Raw genomic sequence first — 18603 nt, forward strand, 5'->3', positions numbered from 1 at the left:
ATAGCAGCCTGATTTTTCGATGATTAAAATGTTACATTCAAACCAAACGTAAAGGTTTTAGCTAACGGATAAGCACCGTAATCTTCACCCTGCACACCGCTCAAAGTCGTTTGATTGTTCACCTCAGGATTGTATCCGACATATTTAGTACTTGTAAACAGGTTGGTTCCCGAGGCATAAAGCCGCAGCGACTGCACTTTGCTTCCCAGTGCCTTTTTGGGGAAGTTATATCCAAAGGCCAGGTTTCTCAAACGCAGGTAAGAACCGTCTTCAACCTGATACGACGAAGGTCTGTTGTTGTTCCCGTGTGTATCTGTAAGCCGGTCTGCACGAGGAATTTTGCCATTTCCTGGCTGCGATGCAGAAATCCAGCGTTCTGTTTCAACTGCGTAAGAGTTGGTTCCGGCCTCACCATTTGCCAAATGCCTTCTGGTCAGGTTAAGAATTTCCGATCCCTGAACACCCTGAAGAAGGAAACTCAGATCAAAGCCTTTAAATGTGAACCGGTTGGTAATCCCCCAGATATAGTCAGGCTGATAGTTGCCCGTCACGGTACGGTCAAGCGCATTGATCCTCCCATCACCATTTACATCCTTGAATTTAAAATCTCCTGGCGCTGGCTTGGGAGCAACTTCATCTTTCGGAGCGTTGTCGATATCATTTTGGTTTTGATAAATGCCTTCTACCACATAGCCATAATAACTTCCGATTGCATCGCCAATACGGGTAATGTGACGAATACCTGCACCTCCCGAGCTCAGGATCGGATCTCCCGTTGGTCCAAGTTTAAGTACTTTATTTTTGTTTGTGGAAAAATTCAAATCGGTCGTCCAGCTAAATGCGCTCACCACATTACGGCTCGACACAGTCAGTTCCAAACCTTTGTTTTCAACCTCTCCGATATTTTGAAGGGCATTCAGGAAACCAACCGCTGCGGGAACCTGTACATTCAGAAGCAGATCCGAAGTAATTTTCTTGTACCAATCAAACGATACATAAACCCTGTCTTTGATAATACCAAAATCAAGACCAATATCCAGCTGCGTTGTTTTTTCCCAGGTCAGGCTGCTGTTACTGATTGTTGTTGGTGCGATACCATTTACCAGTACGTTATTAAAAATGTAATTGGCAGGATTCAGCAAGCCGATTGATGCATAATTCGGGATCAGGAAGTTCCCTGTTTTACCCCAGCTTCCTCTAACTTTAAGGTCACTGATAAACGTTACAGGTTTAAGAAACGATTCTTCCGAAATTCTCCATCCTGCCGAAACAGAAGGAAAAACACCCATTTTGTTACCTTCTCCAAAACGCGAAGATTTGTCAGCACGAATGGTGGCGGTCAGCAAATATTTACTTTGAAAAGCATAATTGGCACGTGCCAGATAGGAAACCAGCGACCACTCTTCCTGCGTGGAAGTTCCACCGGTAACCTGGCCGCCGCTAACGGTTTCTACAAGATCATCCGGAAATTTCTGGGCAAGAACCTGATTGATGTCAATGTGATCCTTTTGTGCGCTGTAACCAGCAACTGCCGATATTGAATGGTTTTGACCAAACATTTTATTGTAAGATAGCGTATTTTCAATCAACCAGTTATAGTTGAGTGAAAAGTTGGACTGTCCATAGGGATCACCGACCGTAGCTTCACGAAAAAGCAGCGAGTTGGCACGAAAGAAATTCCTGTTATAATTGTTTACGTCAACACCTGTGTACAACTTGTATTTAAGACCAGGAATGATCTCATATTCTGCAAAAAGATTTCCAAGTGTGCGAAACTGATTAAGTTTATCGGTAACACCGGCAATAATCGCCAAAGGATTACTCGACGAAGTCATGTTTGCACCGCGACCGTCTTCCGTATACAAATGCGACTGATTGTCTGTCTGGTTGATCGCACCGTTTGCAAGATACGGTTTCACAGTCGGAGAGGTAACCAAAGCGGAATATACGATACCTGGAGGATCAGCGAAATAGGGCGCTCCGGCCGGTGACCGGTCGTTGCTTGTAAAAGACGGACTCAGTCCTAAACCAAATTTCAGTTTTTTGGTAGCATTTGCTTCCAGGTTCACCCGGAAACTATACCGTTCAAAACCGCTTTTTTCAACAACGCCTCTTTGATTATAATAACCTCCCGATACATAATAATTCACGTTATCGCTGCCTCCGGATAAGGAGGCGCTGTAACTCTGAACAGGCGAAGTGCGAAATACAAGATCCTGCCAGTCGGTGTCCGTTCCGTCCGGATTGGCATAATCGTCAGGAATGTAATAACTGGTGTTGGTTGTTTTTGTATAACGGGTTGCGTTGTTATCCGCTGCGTTGGCACCAACAACGTCCTGCAAATATGCATTGTTTTTGGCATCCCTCACATAGGCAGTCAGCTCGGCAGAGTTCATCAGATCGACCCGGTTAGCTACCGTTTGAAATCCGAAATAAGTATCAAAACCGATAACCGGCTTTTTATCCCTTTTCCCTTTTTTCGTTGTAATTAAAATAACACCATTGGAACCGCGCGAACCATAAATCGCAGCAGAAGAGGCATCCTTTAAAACTTCAATTGATTCAATGTCCGACGGATTGATGGTCCCCAATGGATTTGAAGGAGGCAATGCAAAAGCAACAGTTCTTCTCGAAACATCACCCTGAACACCCACATCAACATTTTTGGATATCGGAAAACCGTCTACTACATACAAAGGCTCGGTTCCGCCGGAAATGGAACCCAACCCGCGAACCCGGATCGTTGTCCCTGCTCCCGGTTCACCACTTGGTTCCTGAACCTGCACACCAGCGATTTGTCCCTGAATGGCATTTTCAAAATTGGTAACCGGCATGTCCTTGATATTCTTGGAAGAAAGCGAACCGACAGAACCGGTAATGTCCCGCTTGTTCTGGGTACCATATCCCACCACCACAATTTCATTCAAACTACTCACATCTGCATCCAGCTGAACATCGATGGCTTGTTGCATACCGACCTTCACCTCCCGGCTTACATAACCGATGAATGAAAAAACAAGCGTTACATCTCCGTTAGGTACGGACAACTTGTAAGCGCCATCCACATCTGTAATCGTACCGGAATTGGATCCTTTTACAAGAACATTTACTCCTGGTAAACCCTGACCGTTACTTTTATCGGTAACCTTACCGGAAATGTCCACAACAATTTTTCCGGAGATTCCTGCTCTTTTGCTCTGCGGAGAAACTGGTACTCCGCTGGCATAAATGGACTGGGAAGTTATACCCAGGAGCACAGCCAACATGATTTTACGCGTAGAATTCAAATGCATTAATTATTGTTACGGTTAGTTGGTGAAAATTTGTCATATTTTAATTTCTGCTTAGCATTCCTTTGGCATTTCATGACTTTGTGCAATTAAAAAATCTACTTTTCATATAAAATTCCGATTTTTCAAACAATAGAAATCTCTTATGTAATATAATTAAAATTCCGGCTTTGCGAAGTATAGTATCAAATTCAAAACAGCTTGTTTAAGGTTGTAAGATGATTTATTTTCATGTCGAAGCATTATTAGTCTACTACATTTGTAGATTAATTTCAAATGTAGAGATATAATTGGAAACAGCGCAATTTTTCTGGTTATCGTACCAACAGGAGTAACAAGAAGTGAGGTGAATTAACTTTGGAAGAAGGAAGGTTCCTTATTATTAAAACCAATGATACTAAACAAGAAAAGCGCCCTTATCGAGGCGCCTTTCTTGTTACTTTATTTATGTTGGCTAATAGAAATTTCTCAGGTACTTATTGGTATTGACTTACTGATTTACATAGACGCTGCCGCTGCTCGCTGAAAGTGTCACCGGAATACCGCCGCCGTTTAATTTTCCGCTTACACGGTCTTTGTCAATACTTCCATCAAAGTTTTTCAGAGGAATAGTTACTTTGTTGCCTTTCAGGTTCAGGTCAAGTCCTTTTTCCAAAGGCATCGTCACGCGGATACTGCCGGCAGAACTTTTCAAGTCCAGATACTGGCCCAGCTGCGCCATAGACACCTCCACACTTCCGGCACTGGTACTTGCTCTTAAACTGCCCGATACATTAGCCAAACGAACCGATCCGCCGGAAGTTCCGGTATTGAGAGAACCTTTAATAACATCACCTTTTACACTTCCACCGCTTGTGTGGGCAGCAATGTCACCGTCCAGATTGTTTAATGCAATGCTTCCTCCCGAAGTTTTCAGCTCAATGTTTCCTTTCAGGTCCGTTGCTTTAATACTTCCGCCGCTTGTTACAAGCTCAATATTTTTTCTGCAATTGCTTACTTCTATGCTGCCCCCTGATGTGCGACCATTGATCGTTCCTTCAAGATCTTCCACTTTCAGACTTCCGCCACTTGTTGTGAAATTTTGCTCACCTGTAAGTGAAGCAATTTTAATGCTTCCGCCACTTGTTTTAATATTCGTGCTGATTGCCCTTGGAGCGTATACTTTAAAACCAATAGAAATGCTTTTTTTATTATCCCATTTCGTGCCGGCTTTTCTTTTGGCTGTTGCAATTACCTGGTTCCCTTCGGTACCGATCAGGATATCATAATCTTCAAGACGGTCTTCCGTTTCTTCCTTGCTTAATTCCTGTTTGCCGTTCCAGTTGTTAGGCACTACATACATTTCAACCTTAAAACCATTACTCTGTCCGCCGGTTACTGCAATAGAACCGCCGGAAGTTTCAACAGTTAGTGCTTTTAGGGATGAGCTGGTAAATGTTTTAGTTACATACGGCGTTTCACGAGACTGTGCATTTGCCAGAGAAGTAACAAATATTGCCAGGATTACGGGAAGAAGATTTTTCGTTTTCATGATCAGGTTCGAATAAGTTTTCTAAATGATGTTAAAAGTGAAGCGGAGGTTGCACCGGACCGCTTCACTTTTTTTATAGTTATGAATGGCTAATAGTAATACCAGCATTTAAAAAACTAAACCACTACAAATTTTCTCTGACTATCAAATAGTTAAACAAATCCAACTGTCCGAAACCGGACAATCATGTACCGTAATAGTACAGCAAAAATATTCAGGGTATGATTTTTTCAATCTTTTATTTATACACTTATCCTTTCCAAAAAAATATATGAAAACGTATCAAATAAAAATATTGTCAGATGCAGACATTGAATTGGTTCATAACCTGTTGAACGATCTTGCAAATAAAGGAACAATCGAAATTTCTGAAAAGAATACGGACGATGAAGAAGCTGAACCGGCATCGGAAGATCAGGTTCAGGAAATTATAGAGGAGTCGGAAATTGGGCCCTATTATTCAGAGAAAGAAGCTAAGGAAATTCTGAATTTATAACGTTAAATAAATTTACCTGAATGAAACAGGATTCATTCAGGTAAGCCATTTTATTTTTTAACGATTTCGTGCACTTCGATTTCGTCATAATTTACTTTTTTCCCCCAACCGCACTGCACCTCCTTTTTCGCGCCTGTCAAGCTGTATTTCAGGTGGACATCAGTAAAGCTATAAGCACCTTCCAGTTTACCAAGAGCCTTTTCAATTGTTTTCAGAGATCCGTCTGAGGCTGCCAAAGAGAATGTACTGTCAGCGGAGATTACTGTGAAGTGCCAGGCGCAGCCATCCGATGCCAGTTGATTTGACCATACAGCGTCGACTTCCTGCACCTCTGCCTTTAAAATATCGTTTTGGTTATCACAACCCATCCAGGCCAGCAACAAACCGAATACAATCGTTAAGGTTTTCATAAAATTATATCGTTTAATTCCTGACCCAGTAAAATCAAAAATGGTTGGTACAGCCTGAAAATTAATTTTTCAAAAAATCTGCAAACCATTTGCCCGAATCTTTAACAGTTCGTTTTTGCGTTTCAAAATCCACATGCACCAGACCAAAACGCGCCGCGTAACCTTCCGCCCATTCGAAATTATCTATGAGCGACCAGGCCAGATATCCTTTTATATTTATGCCGTCCTGTTTCGCTTTTAATACGTGCGCCAGATACTCCTGAAAATACGCTTTTCTTTTTTCGTCCTGTACAGCTTCGTCAGCCAAAATATCTTCAAACGCAGCTCCGCTCTCCGAAATCACCATTTCTTTTATTCCCTGATATTCAGAAAACTGTTTGATAATTTTATACATCCCATCGCCATTTATCTCCCAACCCATAAAGGTAACCGGTACATTCCGTAATTTTGCCGGAATCTGATTTAACCACAAAACCGGTATCAGATATGAATGTTTAACCGTAATACTGAAATAGTTTTGCAGACCTATGAAATCGAAGTCAAACTTCATTTTGTCCTCGTCGCCGGGCCGCATGTATTTTTTAATATTGTTTAGATAAGGAAAAGCATCCGTGGGATATCCCAGCCCCAATGCCGGTTCTATAAACAGGCGGTTCATCACAGCATCCGCTCTTTTTGCAGCGCGGATGTCCTTTGTATCCTGTGAAAAAGGCTCAATAAAGGAACATGAAAATGCAGTTCCAACATACGCATCCTGCACATTTTGGCGAATGACCCTTGCACCTTCTGCCTGGCATAAAACGAGATGATGAACCACAGGCAGAAAATTCCAGAGTCCCCTCAGACCCGGCGCATGCAAACCGGTTGTGTAACCCAGCGCGGCAACGGCTAACGGTTCGTTCAGTACAATCCAGTGCTTAACCCGGTCACCAAATCGCTCTGTACATAATAGAACATACTCACTAAACCATTCTAAAATTTCCCTGTTTTTCCAACCGCCTTTATCCTGCAGCGCCTGGGGAAGATCCCAGTGATATAGCGTTATCCAGGGTGTGATATTCACAGATATACACTTATCGATCAAACGATTGTAAAAATCAATTCCTGCTGTATTTATTTCACCAGTACCCGCAGGCAAAATACGGGACCAGGAGATAGAAAACCGAAAATCGCTAAAACCCAGCTGCGAAACCAGTTCCAGATCCGACTCATATCTCTGGTAAAAATCACAGGCTACATCTGCATGATGTCCGTTTTTTATTTTGCCTTTTTTATGACTAAAAGTATCCCAGATCGACATCCCTTTACCATCTTCACTTACTGCGCCCTCCACCTGAAAAGCAGCAGTAACTACTCCCCAGTGAAAATCACTTCCAAAGTCGGCTTTGGTGAAAATTTCTTCCTTAACATTCATAAAATTGCTTTAAGCACAGTATCTGAAAATACAGAACGTACATCAAAAATAAGCCCTTCATCCGCACAAACAGATGAAGGGCAATAAAAAGCTTTTGTTAACTGATTAAAATCTGAAATTGATTTCTTATTTAACAACCTGAATACGCTTTGTAGTAGTTAAACCGCTCAGGTGATTAATTTTCACGATGTACGCTCCCTGTGCCAGGCCCGTGAGGTTTACTTCACTACCGGAAGCAGGCGTAACGTCTTTCACCAATACCCCTCCAACATTGTAAATTCTTACACTTGATAATTGGTCAGTACCAGCATTTACTTTAATGTGATCGGTAGCAGGATTAGGATAAACCGACACCGCTGACAAATTTTCAAACTTCACACTTACAATTCTGCTAAACGAATACGTGTTATCTGCATCAATCATTTTCAGACGATAAAGATTGTTTCCAGCAACAGGTGATAAATGAATGTATTCATAATCTTCTGTCACTTTACTTTCGCCCTTCGCAGCCACACTTCCAAGTGTTGTCCAATCATTTCCGGTTGTGCTTTGCTGCACTTCGAATTCCCTTGAATTTGTCTCAGAAACAGTACTCCAGGTTATTTTAGCAGAACTTTCAGCCTTGACAACTTTTAAATCGGTTAGCACAACCGGCAGAGATCCTGCGGTAATTGTAAGACAGGCATTATCAAAACGGAATTCACTTCCTCCTGAAGAAATTTCCACCCGAACAAATTTCGAGCCTTTCGGTGCCTTTTGAGTAACTGTATATTGTTTAAGTCCCTCAACGTTGTCTGTCAGGTTCTGGTTAACGGTTGCTCCCTGCGAGCCAATCATGGCATTTTGAGCGTTGTAAAAATAAAGGCTAAATTTCTGTGAGCTTGCTGCTTTATATGCACCCCAGATTGTAAGTGTCACGTCACTTCCCTCGTTTACATTCTGAATATCCTGGGTAATTGTCGTAGCACCACTTACAAATCCTGATTTGGAACCGCAAACAACGTATTGATCAGAAGTAGTAAAAGTCCCGCTGTTTGATTTAGTCCAGCCGGTAGTAGTTTCAAAGCTTGGGTTTGTCAACTTGTTGCCTGTACAAGCCACACACTGAGCCGGCTCTTCGATCGTAAGACAGGCTGCATCCACTTTAAAATAATTACCTCCCGCTGATCCTTTTACTCTTACATAGGCAGTTCCAGCAGGAGCAGTTGCCATTAAAGTATACTGCTTAAGTTTATTTTTAAGATCTTCCACAGATTTATCCAGATAAACCGTCGTAGTAGCCAGCGCCTTTGTACTTGTTTCACTAAAAAATATCAGTTCCAGTTTGTGATCGTCAAATACGTGGTAACCTGCCCAGATTTTTAGCGTCACTTTGCTTAGCGGCGTCGTACGTACATCCTGATAAAAACTTCCTGCCCCGTTATCTACTAAACCATTTTTACTGTCACATACTACAAAACCTGCATCTTTGATAAAGTTAACTCCAACCCAATCAGTAGGCACTTCCTTCTGACCGGAAATTTTCGTTGTCTCAAAACTTGGGTTAACAAGTTTGTTTGCCGTACAGCTTTTGCAGTCGAATGCAGGTTTTTCAATTGAAAGGCAAGCTGCATCAACCTTGAAATAATCACCGGTTGCAACGCCTTTAACACGTATCACCAATGTTCCTGCAGGAGCAGTTCCGCTAAGGGTGTACTTTGTAAGAATTCCTCCGGTTTGAGAAACAGATTTAACCAATTCCTTTTCCTTAACCAAAAGCTCTTCTCCATTCTTGCCAAGGAAAATAAGCTTAAAAAACTGGCCGTTCTTATTGTGATACCCTCCCCAGATATTAAGTGTCACCAAACTACCAGGTACCACGTTTTCAACATCCTGCCAAAAACTACCTGCACCTGTTAACAGACCGTTATCGGTACCACACACATCGTAATCCTGAGTCATTCGGAAATTACCGGAATAATTCCAGTCCGTTGGCACATCAACACCATTTACCCTTTTAGTAGTTTCAAAACTTCCGTTTGTTAGCTCCTGGCTACTGCAGGCACAGGCATCAGTCGTTACAGCCTTCGTTTCCAAAGTGATATTCTCATCGTTAGGGATTGTTGTCAGGTTTTTGGCGGTAAGTGTTTCACCAAAAGAGGCTAAGAAGAATAAAAGACAGATAAATTGAGTAACTGTTTTTCTCATAATAATGATGTTAAGTATAGTGATATTTTCTTGTATTATACCGCCAAAGGTATAGTCGAAATTCGAAAAATGGATATAAAATAATATAATTTTTTTTATATTACAATTTTTCCAAAATTAATTCTATGCAGTGAATACAATTAACGTTACTACACTTACTAAAAGTAATTCTAATCGTAAAAAGACAGTAATTTGCTGTTTTTAAGCTAATTAATTTTTCTTATTAAATGATCGCTTAGTGAATTAGAGCAAAACAGTCGATAACAATAAATTGTACTATTCCAATATACCATCAAAGCCAGAAATTTGAATAAACTGAATGGATATCACTGAGAGCGTGAACGATAAGGACCAGGCAGACAATGAGAGGGGACAAATAGAATACCGAAATTTACTTAGAGGTCTAATTACGCTTTTTGCGTTAGCACTAATACCCTAATCCCGGCCTGGAATCGTCCGCAGCGAAACGGGTATCCTGGTCAGAGCCCGGTTATGTTCACAAATCACTTTTGGTAACATACGTAGTTACAACTTGCCGGCAGCGAAGCTGAAAATAACTTAATCAATATTTATTAAAGAGAAGATTTTCCTGAATTAGGGAAATAGAAAGAAAATTAAGGTATAGAACTTATAACCAACATCCGCTGCTTCGAATGACGTTTATTTCAATTATTAACGCAGCGTAAAAAATTATGGTTAAAAAGAATCTGCGGAGGCGGTTGCGTTCGCAAAAAGACTGCAGGTCAGTCGTGAAGATTAACTGGAAACTTAACCCTAGCTGGCAAGCTGAAAAACAGGAGTGTTTACACCAAAAACACCCCTCAATTCCTGAAGAGACTTGCGAATCCGGGATTTAACCGTACCAAGCGGAATACTTAGTTTCTCTGAAACTTCTTCATGTGTATATCCCTGGAAATAAACCATATCAATGAGAAGCTTTCTTTCCGGAAGCAGTAATTCCACAATAGCGCGAATATCAATTGTCGAAGGTGTTGGCGTAAATATGGCACCTGGTGTCAACTCGATTTCCTTCACCGCATCCCAGCTAACATTCAGCTGCATTTTTACATCCATCCTCAATTTATCTATTGCAGTATTACGAGCCACATTCAAAATCCATGTAAATAATGTTCCCTTCTCCGAATTGTAACTGCTAATATTTTTCCAAATTTTTAAAAATACATCCTGCATCACATCTGCCGCTTTTTCTTCATCCTTAATTATTTTCAGGATAATTCCATATAATGCGGAAGAATAGCGATCGTACAAATATTCAAAAGCTTCGCGATTATTACTTTTCAACTGTGAAACCAGTTCTTGTTCGGTGAAGGTAGATTTATGGCTCATTATCCAGGGATGAATTATCGTTATATTTTTTTGTAAATACAGGAATGCAGAATTTTGTTTATCAATATTGTTCCAGTGTTTTCGTGTCATTTACCTGTGTATTGAGATGGGCATTGTGGGGAGTCGTAAATATTTCGAAGCGTTCAAAAATGAAAATTTCTACAATATTTTTTATTTTAAGATTTATGCCAGCCACATTCTGCTCCGGCCTGGGCATGAACATGTTATACACAACCGGAATTTTTAATTAATTATGATAAAAATAGTCAAGGCAACCACACCTGAGCAGTATGAAGCAGGAGCACTCTTGTTCAAGGATTATGCTGATTCACTGGACTTTACGCTCTCATTTCAGAGTTTCGATAATGAGCTTACCATTTTACCTGTTATGTATGGCCCCCCAACGGGCGCACTACTGCTGGTTGAAGACGATGCCCTTTATGTTGGCGCGGTGGGATTACGCCAGATCGAAAATGCAGAAACCTGTGAAGTGAAACGCATGTACATCAGGCCGGAATACCAGGGTAAGGGCGTAGGAAAAATGCTGATGCAAAGCGCGATCAATGAAGCAAAGGCTATTAATTATAAAACAGTAAAACTCGATACACTTGCGAAAATGACACCGGCTGTCGGGCTTTACAAATCCTTCGGTTTTTTGGAAACGAAACCTTATAATTACAACCCCTACTCCGATGTGCTTTACTTTGAGAAAGATCTGTCCTGACTACATTCTTGTTAAAATTCTGAAATGGATAATGAAACGCTTCCACTTTTTTCTTTGTTTTTTAATGCTGTTGAGTTTTCGGGCAGTTTGCCAGCCCGGAGCTATTCAGGATATTTCAATTGATAAAAAACTAAAAACTAAACTTGAAAAAGCATTATCCGGTTTTCATGGCGATGTGGGCGTTTATGTCCGGAATATAAAAACAAACCGGACAGCGGCTGTAAATGCAGACAGCCTCTTTCCCACCGCCAGCATGATCAAAGTGCCTATTCTTTGCGGCATCTTTGATAAGATTTACAAAGGAGAAGTAAAATTTGATGAGGAACTGATTTACCGTGATTCGCTAAAATATGATAACGGCATTGTTGGCTCTTTCCGCGACAGCACAAAGATACCACTACCAAAAGTTGTTCATCTCATGATTTCCCTGAGCGACAATACCGGAAGTTTGTGGTTACAAGCCATGGCAGGCGGCGGCTCGACAATTAATGACTGGCTGGCCACTAACGGCTTTACAAATACAAGGGTAAACTCCCGCACACCGGGCAGAAAACAGGCACAGGCGACCTATGGCTGGGGACAAACAACACCCAGAGAAATGGCGGAACTTATTGCCATGATTCGGAACGGAAAAGCAATTAGTCCGGATATCAGTGAAAGAATGTACCGCTACCTGGGCATGCAATTCTGGGATGGAGAAGCAATTTCACAAATTCCGCCGTATATCAAAACGGCAGCAAAAAGCGGGGCCGTAAATCAGGCAAAATCCGAAGCATTGATAGTACACGCCCCACATGGTGATTATGTTTTTTGCATCACAACCAAAAACCAGGCAGATCAGAAATGGGGAAGAGAAAATGAGGGTTATGTATTAATCCGAAAGGTTTCTGAGATTATATGGAACCACTTTGAACCAAAGGAAAAATGGAAACCACTTTCCGGATCGGATAGGTGGTGGTTTTGACAAAGACCTGGCAAGTTTGCAAAACTTGCCAGGTCTTTCAGGCAGTAAATCAATGACTCTCACTGGATTCAATACCCAAGATGCTAAGTCTGTAAGGCGTAGCGGAGACCTTTATCTTATTTACTTTGCTGAAATCATTGATATTAATCTGAAGCAATTCTCCTGATTTTGGCTGTGTCACATACAAGAACCTGGATGTAGCTTCCAGCTGCGGCTTTTGTGTTTCATCCTTTGCAGTTGCCGGCAAAATCGATCCGCTTTTCTTTAAGGTATTGGTTTTTAAATCATAAATCTTAACCTCGCCACTGTGCAGAAATGCAATCAGATTATTGCCGGCATAGTCGGTTTTTACCTGAATCAAATCCGTACTTTCAATTATCGGCGTGATCTTTCCCAAGGTTACGTCAATCAGATAAGCACCAACAGCGGCCGAATAACCAATAAAACTTCCAGCTCCTTTCGCTTCCAGGATCGATCCGAACCAGGCCGTTCCAAAGTTTGCCGGATGTGGGATCAACCTTTGCGCGCCAGTTGGTTCCACAACCAAAATACCACTTGAAGAACCAAAAAGAGAAACCTTTCCGTCGCTGGCATTGCCATGAATTCCTTTGGTCTGAATTGTAGATTGAAAAAGAATTTTACCCGATATGTCAATTATGCTGACACGTTCGGGAAGTGTACCGGCAACAGATCCATCTTTTTCAGTAATGGCATAAGTTCCATTGTCAAATTTTGTCATAGCCCCGTGATGTGCCTTGTAACCTGTCGCCCGGATCGTCTGCATTTTAGCACCTGCAACATGAAATTCAGCCTCCTTAGCAATTCCAAGCGTACCATCTCCATCATTAAAGGTAATAATCTCATCACCTTTACTTTTGAAGTGTGTAGGCTTATTGCCATCGCCGGTCAAAGCACCGAACTTTGGAGTTCCTTTCACATCCACATGGTCGCCATGACCTTCAAAACCTGTGTCAAAAAGCTGAACAAAATTGTTTGCACTATTCACCAGCGCCCCGAAACGGCCTGCCTGCGTTCCGTAAACTGCCGACTTAGCATGAAGCGCTTCAAATGTTTCCGTTGAAAGTTTAATCGGATCTACCAGCGATAGCTGTTTGGTAGTTTCATCGTTGACAAGGATCCGGATAAACTTGTACTCGGTGTCTTCCACAGGATTGACAACTTCCTCTTTGCCTTTTTCGCAGGAAGCAAGCGACGAAATGATGGTGATGGCTAACAGCGTTTTTAATAAATTCCTTTTCATATCCTTTTATTTAAATGCAACAATGATGCAAATATATAAATGAGAAATTTAAATGTGCAACTAAGTTGCAAGAAAGATTAAAAAGAAATTAAAAGTGATAGAAGATTAAGATTCAACCCAATCCAGGTTGATCGACTACCTCGGGAATTAATCTTCCCTTGATTGGATCCGGGGATATTCAAATTCATCCCCTTAGGAATTTTTAGTTTCCTGCAAAACCATAAAGGATTCCATATAGCGAGTTTTATTAATCCGGAAGTATTTATCTTCCGGAAAAGTTACCCGCAAAACCTTTAAGGGTTTCAACCTGAATAGCCGGGGGGGGGAGCAACCCAGGGAAAAATATTCCCAGCATCGGTCAACCTCGAAAAGGGTTGAAAACCTGCAATCAATTACCTATCCATACTAACAAAAAACCTCTGTACCGAATAGCACAGAGGTGAAAATTATATTAAATTTGGAGTTATGCCATTGCCTGTTTAATCAGACTGCGGCTTTCGTTTTTTACAAATGTAATCGGCACAAATTCATCCGTTGGCGCACCGATGTAATAAACTGTCCAGTCCGGATCCTGATGCGAAAGCATTTCGCTGATACAGTCGGCGCGGTGCGCAGTGGGATTTGAGCAGTTCTCCCAATAAAAAAGTTCAACCCGGTAATGAAGCTGCTGTTTTAAACCATTGATCGTAACCTGTACTTCGATATCCTGCTTGCCTTGCAGGTTGGGGATCGGGATAGCAATGTGGCTCATAGCGAATGATGTTTAATGATTTTTTTATATTTTCAGATTTAGGGTTAATTTATTCAGAACGAAGTGACTTCACCGGATTCACCAAAGCCGCTTTGATACTTTGAAAACTAATCGTCAGCAAAGCGATACCTACCGCAAGCAAACCGGCTGCTGCAAAAACCCACCATTGAATTTCGATACGGTATGCAAAATCCTGCAGCCAGCTGTTCACCGCCCACCAGGCTAACGGAGAAGCAATAAGTATTGAAATGACTACCAGTCTGATAAAATCAGAAGATAAAAGTGCTACGATTCCGGCAACAGAAGCACCCAATACTTTCCGAACCCCAATTTCTTTGATTCTTCTTTCCGCTGAATAAGAGGCCAAACCAAACAATCCCAAACACGAAACCAGAACTGCAAGTCCTGCCAGTATACCGACGATTTCACTAACCTGCCTGTCGGATTTATACAACTCTGCGAAATGCTGATCCAGAAACGAATAAGTGAAGTCTTTTTCAGGAACCTGTCTGTTCCAAACCGATTGCAGGGACGCAATTGCCTGTTTTGTATCTCCACCTTTAATCCGTACAGACATTTCGCTGTAACCCCAATTCTTCTGGTTGAATAGACAAAGCGTTTCAATTTTGTGATGTAAGGAATTGAAGTTAAAATCTTTGGCGACACCTACAATGGTTCCTAACGAATCCATGCCATTAAAGCCAAAAGGTTTTCCTATGAGTGACTGCATCGTTTGCTTTGGCTGATCTTTTAACAATTCCTTTGCCAGCGATTCATTGACGATGTAAGTCCTGGAATTGTCCGCTGGTGAATCTTTAAAGTTTCTTCCGGCAATCAGTTTAATTTTATACAATGTCAAATAATCCGGATCGACAATAACCTGTGACGAAGCAATTTCTTTCGCCGGACCATCTCCCTGAAACTTCACTCCGGTCTGATGGAAGTTATTTCCCAGGCGTTGGCCCGAACCGGTCACACTTTCAACAAATGAACCAGATAACAATTCTTTTTTTAGCGCATCGTATTTAGGTTGTGATTTGCTGTCGAGAGGAATCACAACAACCTGATCTTTAACAAAACCAGGATCTTTGTCCTGCATAAATTGCAGCTGTTTCAAAGTAAAAGCCGTGGCGATAATCAAAAAAACCGCACTGGAAAACTGGGCAACCACAAGTGAACTTCTCAGATTGCTCTTCCCAATTCTCAGGGTTCCCTTTAGGACCTTAATGGGTTCAAAGGCCGACAGGAAAACTGCGGGATACAAACCTGAAAATATACCGATAATAAGCGCCCCGACCAAAACCAATAAGAGCAAAGAAGGATTGCTAAAAATAGAAAATTCAAGGGCTCGTTGGCTAAATTGAGAAACATAAGGCAAACTCAGTTTCACCATCAAAACAGCCAAAATGAGGGCTAAAAATGATAGCATAACCGATTCCCCAATAAACTGAGCCCCGAGTTGAAAGCGCTGCGCCCCGATTGCTTTACGAATTCCCACTTCTTTGGCCCTGCCCATCGAACGGGCGGTAGACAAATTCATAAAATTGACACAGGCAATAATGAGGACAATGATTCCAATGACCGAAAAAATATAAGTGTAACTCCCGTCAAACTTCTGGAAATTGATGTAGTCGTGTGTAATATTTGTGGAGTTTGAATGAATTTCGGTTAGCGGCTGCAAAAACAACTCATACTCTTTCCAACCATCGCCCTTCATGTATTTTTGAAGAAAAGCCGGAAATTTTTTCTCCAATTCTGAAATGTTCGCATTGCGGGAAAGCTCAAGATACGTCACGAGCCAGTTGCCGCCCCAGTTTTCCATAAAATCGGGTTTTATGATGGTGTTGAAAGAAAATATGGCATCGAACTGCAGATGTGAATTTGCCGGAACATCCTCCATAATTCCTGTTACTTTCAGAGCAAGTGTGTCATTACCGTAATGCGTAATGGTTTTACCAATTGGATACTCGTTACCAAATAATTTGGCAGCGGTTTTCTGTGTGAGAACTGTGGTATTCGGTTCCTTCAGCACATTGCTTCTTTCGCCGCTGATCAGTTTATAATCAAACATGGTAAAGAAGTTAGCATCAGCCCAGAATACATGAGGGAGCTCCGCTTTGTTCTCCTTATTGTGGATCAATACCTTGTCGGAATTATTTATTCGGCAAAAATCCTCTATTTCAGGATAGTCATTTTTCAGCATCGGCCCCATCGGAAACATCGAAAGCGCGACATTCTGAGGCTCGGTCATACCTTTAAACTTCTGAACTTCATCGAGCCGGTAAATATTCCTTGTGTGTGTTTTATCAAAACTCCTTTCGTAGGAAACGAAAAGCATGATGATGATACAGGCAGCCATCCCAATGGAAAGACCAACGATGTTGATAGCAGAAAATACCTTGTTTTTCCAGATATTACGGAAAGCAATTTTCAGATAGTTCTTAAGCATATTGGTTTTTGCAAATGCGTTTAAGTACTGAAAAATCCATTATTTCCAATACGCAAACCCGGCATCAACAAATGTATGCCAAATACACAACTATCTCAATTTCAGATATTTAAATAACTATTATAACATTAAATCGTCCGATAACGAACAGCTTTGTCCGGGTCTGAACGTCGGCAGCAATTCTGTTTAAAAACTTTTTACCAACTTTTTCTAATCCCCAGATATCCTCCGTAAGAATCACGGAACAGATCGCCTTTATCCACTGATAATTTGGCCAAAAGCGTCGTGTTGTAAAACGATTTCAGTTTTAGTTGTGCACCCAGAAAAGAAGAAAACTGGCCGCGGGGAGGCGAAAATGCATCTCCCAGTATTCCATAATTACGGCTGTATGAAGTACGCAGTGTAAGCAAAAGCGACTTACCGTAGGTTCCCTGAGCACCCAGGTACAACATATTCACTCTGTTATTTGGAAAAAATCTTGGAGATACAGGCTGGGAAAGGTCAAGTGTTGAACGAGGTGTAATAAACGGCGTCCCTATTCCTGTGCCTTTATAGGACCAGCCTTCGTAATACTGTGTGTGATTAAAATAATTATCCCCGCCCTGATAAATGCTTCCCGGCACATCGAATCCGGAGCCTGACTGATCCTTGGTTGTCAGAAATTCCAAAGTCAGCCGTGTAAGGCTGAAATCACCAAATTTGTTGGCTTTTTGTAAAACAAGATTTGCTCCGTACAACCCATCCGGAAAGTTTTGAAACGCCAGACTGGATACATCTTCAAAAGCGTGCTGATGATATAAAAGCAGTTTATTACCATTAATTTTTGTTTCAAAAGCAATATCATAACTACCCAGGTGATTCCCAATCCGGTAACTGTCAAAATAAGTGATGGTAGTACTTTCCTGCCAGTCTTTTGGCGTATAGCCCAAAACAATGTACTTATAATATTTCCAATCATCGGGCAGTTTTCCATCTGTTGCCAGATCAGGACGTTGCGCCAAATAATCGGAATGACCAGCCCAGGTAGCCTGGTGATTGATACCAAAATATAACTTAGATTTGGAAACAGGTTTACCCAGCCGGAAATACAAATATTTTTGATGAAACCGCGCTCCGTAAATGTAGGGCGGCGTATTAATCCAGCCATGGGCAAAACCTGCATTGATCGCAAGAAACTTTTTAAATGCAACAGGGACGTATCCTACCGTGCCAATCTGGATTTTCGGGATGGGAAGCGCATTTCCGGAAACTGCATAAAAACCTGAGGACAGGGTTGTATCTCCAAGCCCCATCACCTCACGCCTTCTTCCGGCAAAAATCTCAATTGACTTATATCTGACTTTAACGTGTGCTTCCGGAAGTACAAAACTGAATCCATTTGCTTTTTCGTAAATTGATACCGGGTTAACTACGAAGCCCCAATCGAATATATTTTTCTTCTTTTTTAAGCTGTCCGTAACCGAGTAATCACGCCAAATCCTAAACTGCCCTGTACCCGCATGAGCCTGAGCCGGTACAACACCAAACTGATTTGTTCTTAACCAAAAGGGAATGGCTGAATTGGAAGAAACTATTGTACCTACCTCAACCTCAGCACCAATACGGTATTTGGTAAGTGACTGACCAAAACTAACTGAGAGCAAAAAGGTTATCTCTAAAAATATAACGAAAAGGGAGGCTTTGAAAAAACGCATAAATGCAAGTCAGTAATATGAATCCATCCTGTATTGTTTATTTATCAATCTAATCTGACAAACTGCCTGATTTAACGGCATAAAT

General features: G+C 41.5%; 13 protein-coding genes. 3 read left to right on the plus strand and 10 right to left on the minus strand.

All coding sequences use genetic code 11. From position 1 onward, the window contains the following. Positions 1 to 23: 23 nt before the first annotated feature. Entirely contained in the window at positions 24 to 3293 is a 3270-nt protein-coding gene (locus tag E0F88_RS02975; protein WP_131956497.1) for a SusC/RagA family TonB-linked outer membrane protein, read from the minus strand. Between the two features lie 487 nt (positions 3294 to 3780). Then, complete coding sequence (locus E0F88_RS02980; RefSeq protein ID WP_131956499.1) at positions 3781 to 4821, minus strand: DUF4097 family beta strand repeat-containing protein; 1041 nt, start codon at positions 4819 to 4821, stop codon at positions 3781 to 3783. A gap of 271 nt (positions 4822 to 5092) precedes the next feature. On the opposite strand from E0F88_RS02980, the gene E0F88_RS02985 reads away from it, so the two are divergent. Beyond that, entirely contained in the window at positions 5093 to 5317 is a 225-nt protein-coding gene (locus tag E0F88_RS02985; RefSeq protein WP_131956501.1) for a hypothetical protein, read from the plus strand. A gap of 50 nt (positions 5318 to 5367) precedes the next feature. Here the strand turns inward: E0F88_RS02985 and E0F88_RS02990 are convergent, their stop codons facing one another. From E0F88_RS02990 to E0F88_RS03005, 4 genes are all read right to left on the minus strand, one after another. Beyond that, positions 5368 to 5727 carry a hypothetical protein gene (locus E0F88_RS02990; RefSeq protein ID WP_131956503.1) on the minus strand — a complete coding sequence of 120 codons (360 nt, stop codon included), beginning with the start codon at positions 5725 to 5727 and terminating at the stop codon, positions 5368 to 5370. A gap of 61 nt (positions 5728 to 5788) precedes the next feature. Then, positions 5789 to 7141 carry a GH1 family beta-glucosidase gene (locus E0F88_RS02995; RefSeq protein ID WP_131956505.1) on the minus strand — a complete coding sequence of 451 codons (1353 nt, stop codon included), beginning with the start codon at positions 7139 to 7141 and terminating at the stop codon, positions 5789 to 5791. Between the two features lie 126 nt (positions 7142 to 7267). Next, the gene (locus E0F88_RS03000; RefSeq protein WP_131956506.1) at positions 7268 to 9328 is read right to left on the minus strand and encodes a T9SS type A sorting domain-containing protein; all 2061 of its coding nucleotides are present in this window, start codon (positions 9326 to 9328) and stop codon (positions 7268 to 7270) included. 774 nt (positions 9329 to 10102) lie between these two features. After that, the gene (locus tag E0F88_RS03005; RefSeq protein ID WP_131956508.1) at positions 10103 to 10675 is read right to left on the minus strand and encodes an RNA polymerase sigma factor; all 573 of its coding nucleotides are present in this window, start codon (positions 10673 to 10675) and stop codon (positions 10103 to 10105) included. A 253-nt stretch (positions 10676 to 10928) separates the two neighbouring features. Here E0F88_RS03005 and E0F88_RS03010 point away from each other — a divergent pair, with 253 nt between their 5' ends. After that, on the plus strand, positions 10929 to 11399 hold the full coding sequence (locus tag E0F88_RS03010) for a GNAT family N-acetyltransferase (protein ID WP_229213659.1): 471 nt from the start codon (positions 10929 to 10931) through the stop codon (positions 11397 to 11399). A 31-nt stretch (positions 11400 to 11430) separates the two neighbouring features. Further along, positions 11431 to 12363, plus strand: a complete 933-nt coding sequence (locus E0F88_RS03015; protein WP_131956510.1) for a serine hydrolase — start codon at positions 11431 to 11433, stop codon at positions 12361 to 12363. Positions 12364 to 12412: 49 nt separating this feature from the next. Here E0F88_RS03015 and E0F88_RS03020 read toward each other — a convergent pair whose 3' ends face one another. The 4 genes from E0F88_RS03020 to E0F88_RS03035 all read right to left on the minus strand — a co-directional run bounded on the left by E0F88_RS03020 (position 12413) and on the right by E0F88_RS03035 (position 18518). Then, on the minus strand, positions 12413 to 13624 hold the full coding sequence (locus E0F88_RS03020; protein WP_131956512.1) for a hypothetical protein: 1212 nt from the start codon (positions 13622 to 13624) through the stop codon (positions 12413 to 12415). A gap of 463 nt (positions 13625 to 14087) precedes the next feature. After that, positions 14088 to 14375, minus strand: coding sequence for a hypothetical protein (locus E0F88_RS03025; protein WP_131956514.1), 288 nt, complete (start codon positions 14373 to 14375; stop codon positions 14088 to 14090). Between the two features lie 49 nt (positions 14376 to 14424). After that, positions 14425 to 16824, minus strand: a complete 2400-nt coding sequence (locus E0F88_RS03030) for an ABC transporter permease (protein WP_131956516.1) — start codon at positions 16822 to 16824, stop codon at positions 14425 to 14427. Positions 16825 to 17021: 197 nt separating this feature from the next. Next, positions 17022 to 18518, minus strand: a complete 1497-nt coding sequence (locus tag E0F88_RS03035) for a capsule assembly Wzi family protein (RefSeq protein WP_131956518.1) — start codon at positions 18516 to 18518, stop codon at positions 17022 to 17024. Between the last annotated feature and the right edge of the window lie 85 nt (positions 18519 to 18603).

Origin of the sequence: Dyadobacter psychrotolerans (assembly GCF_004349265.1) — a bacterium.
In the GTDB taxonomy this organism is placed as follows: domain Bacteria; phylum Bacteroidota; class Bacteroidia; order Cytophagales; family Spirosomataceae; genus Dyadobacter; species Dyadobacter psychrotolerans.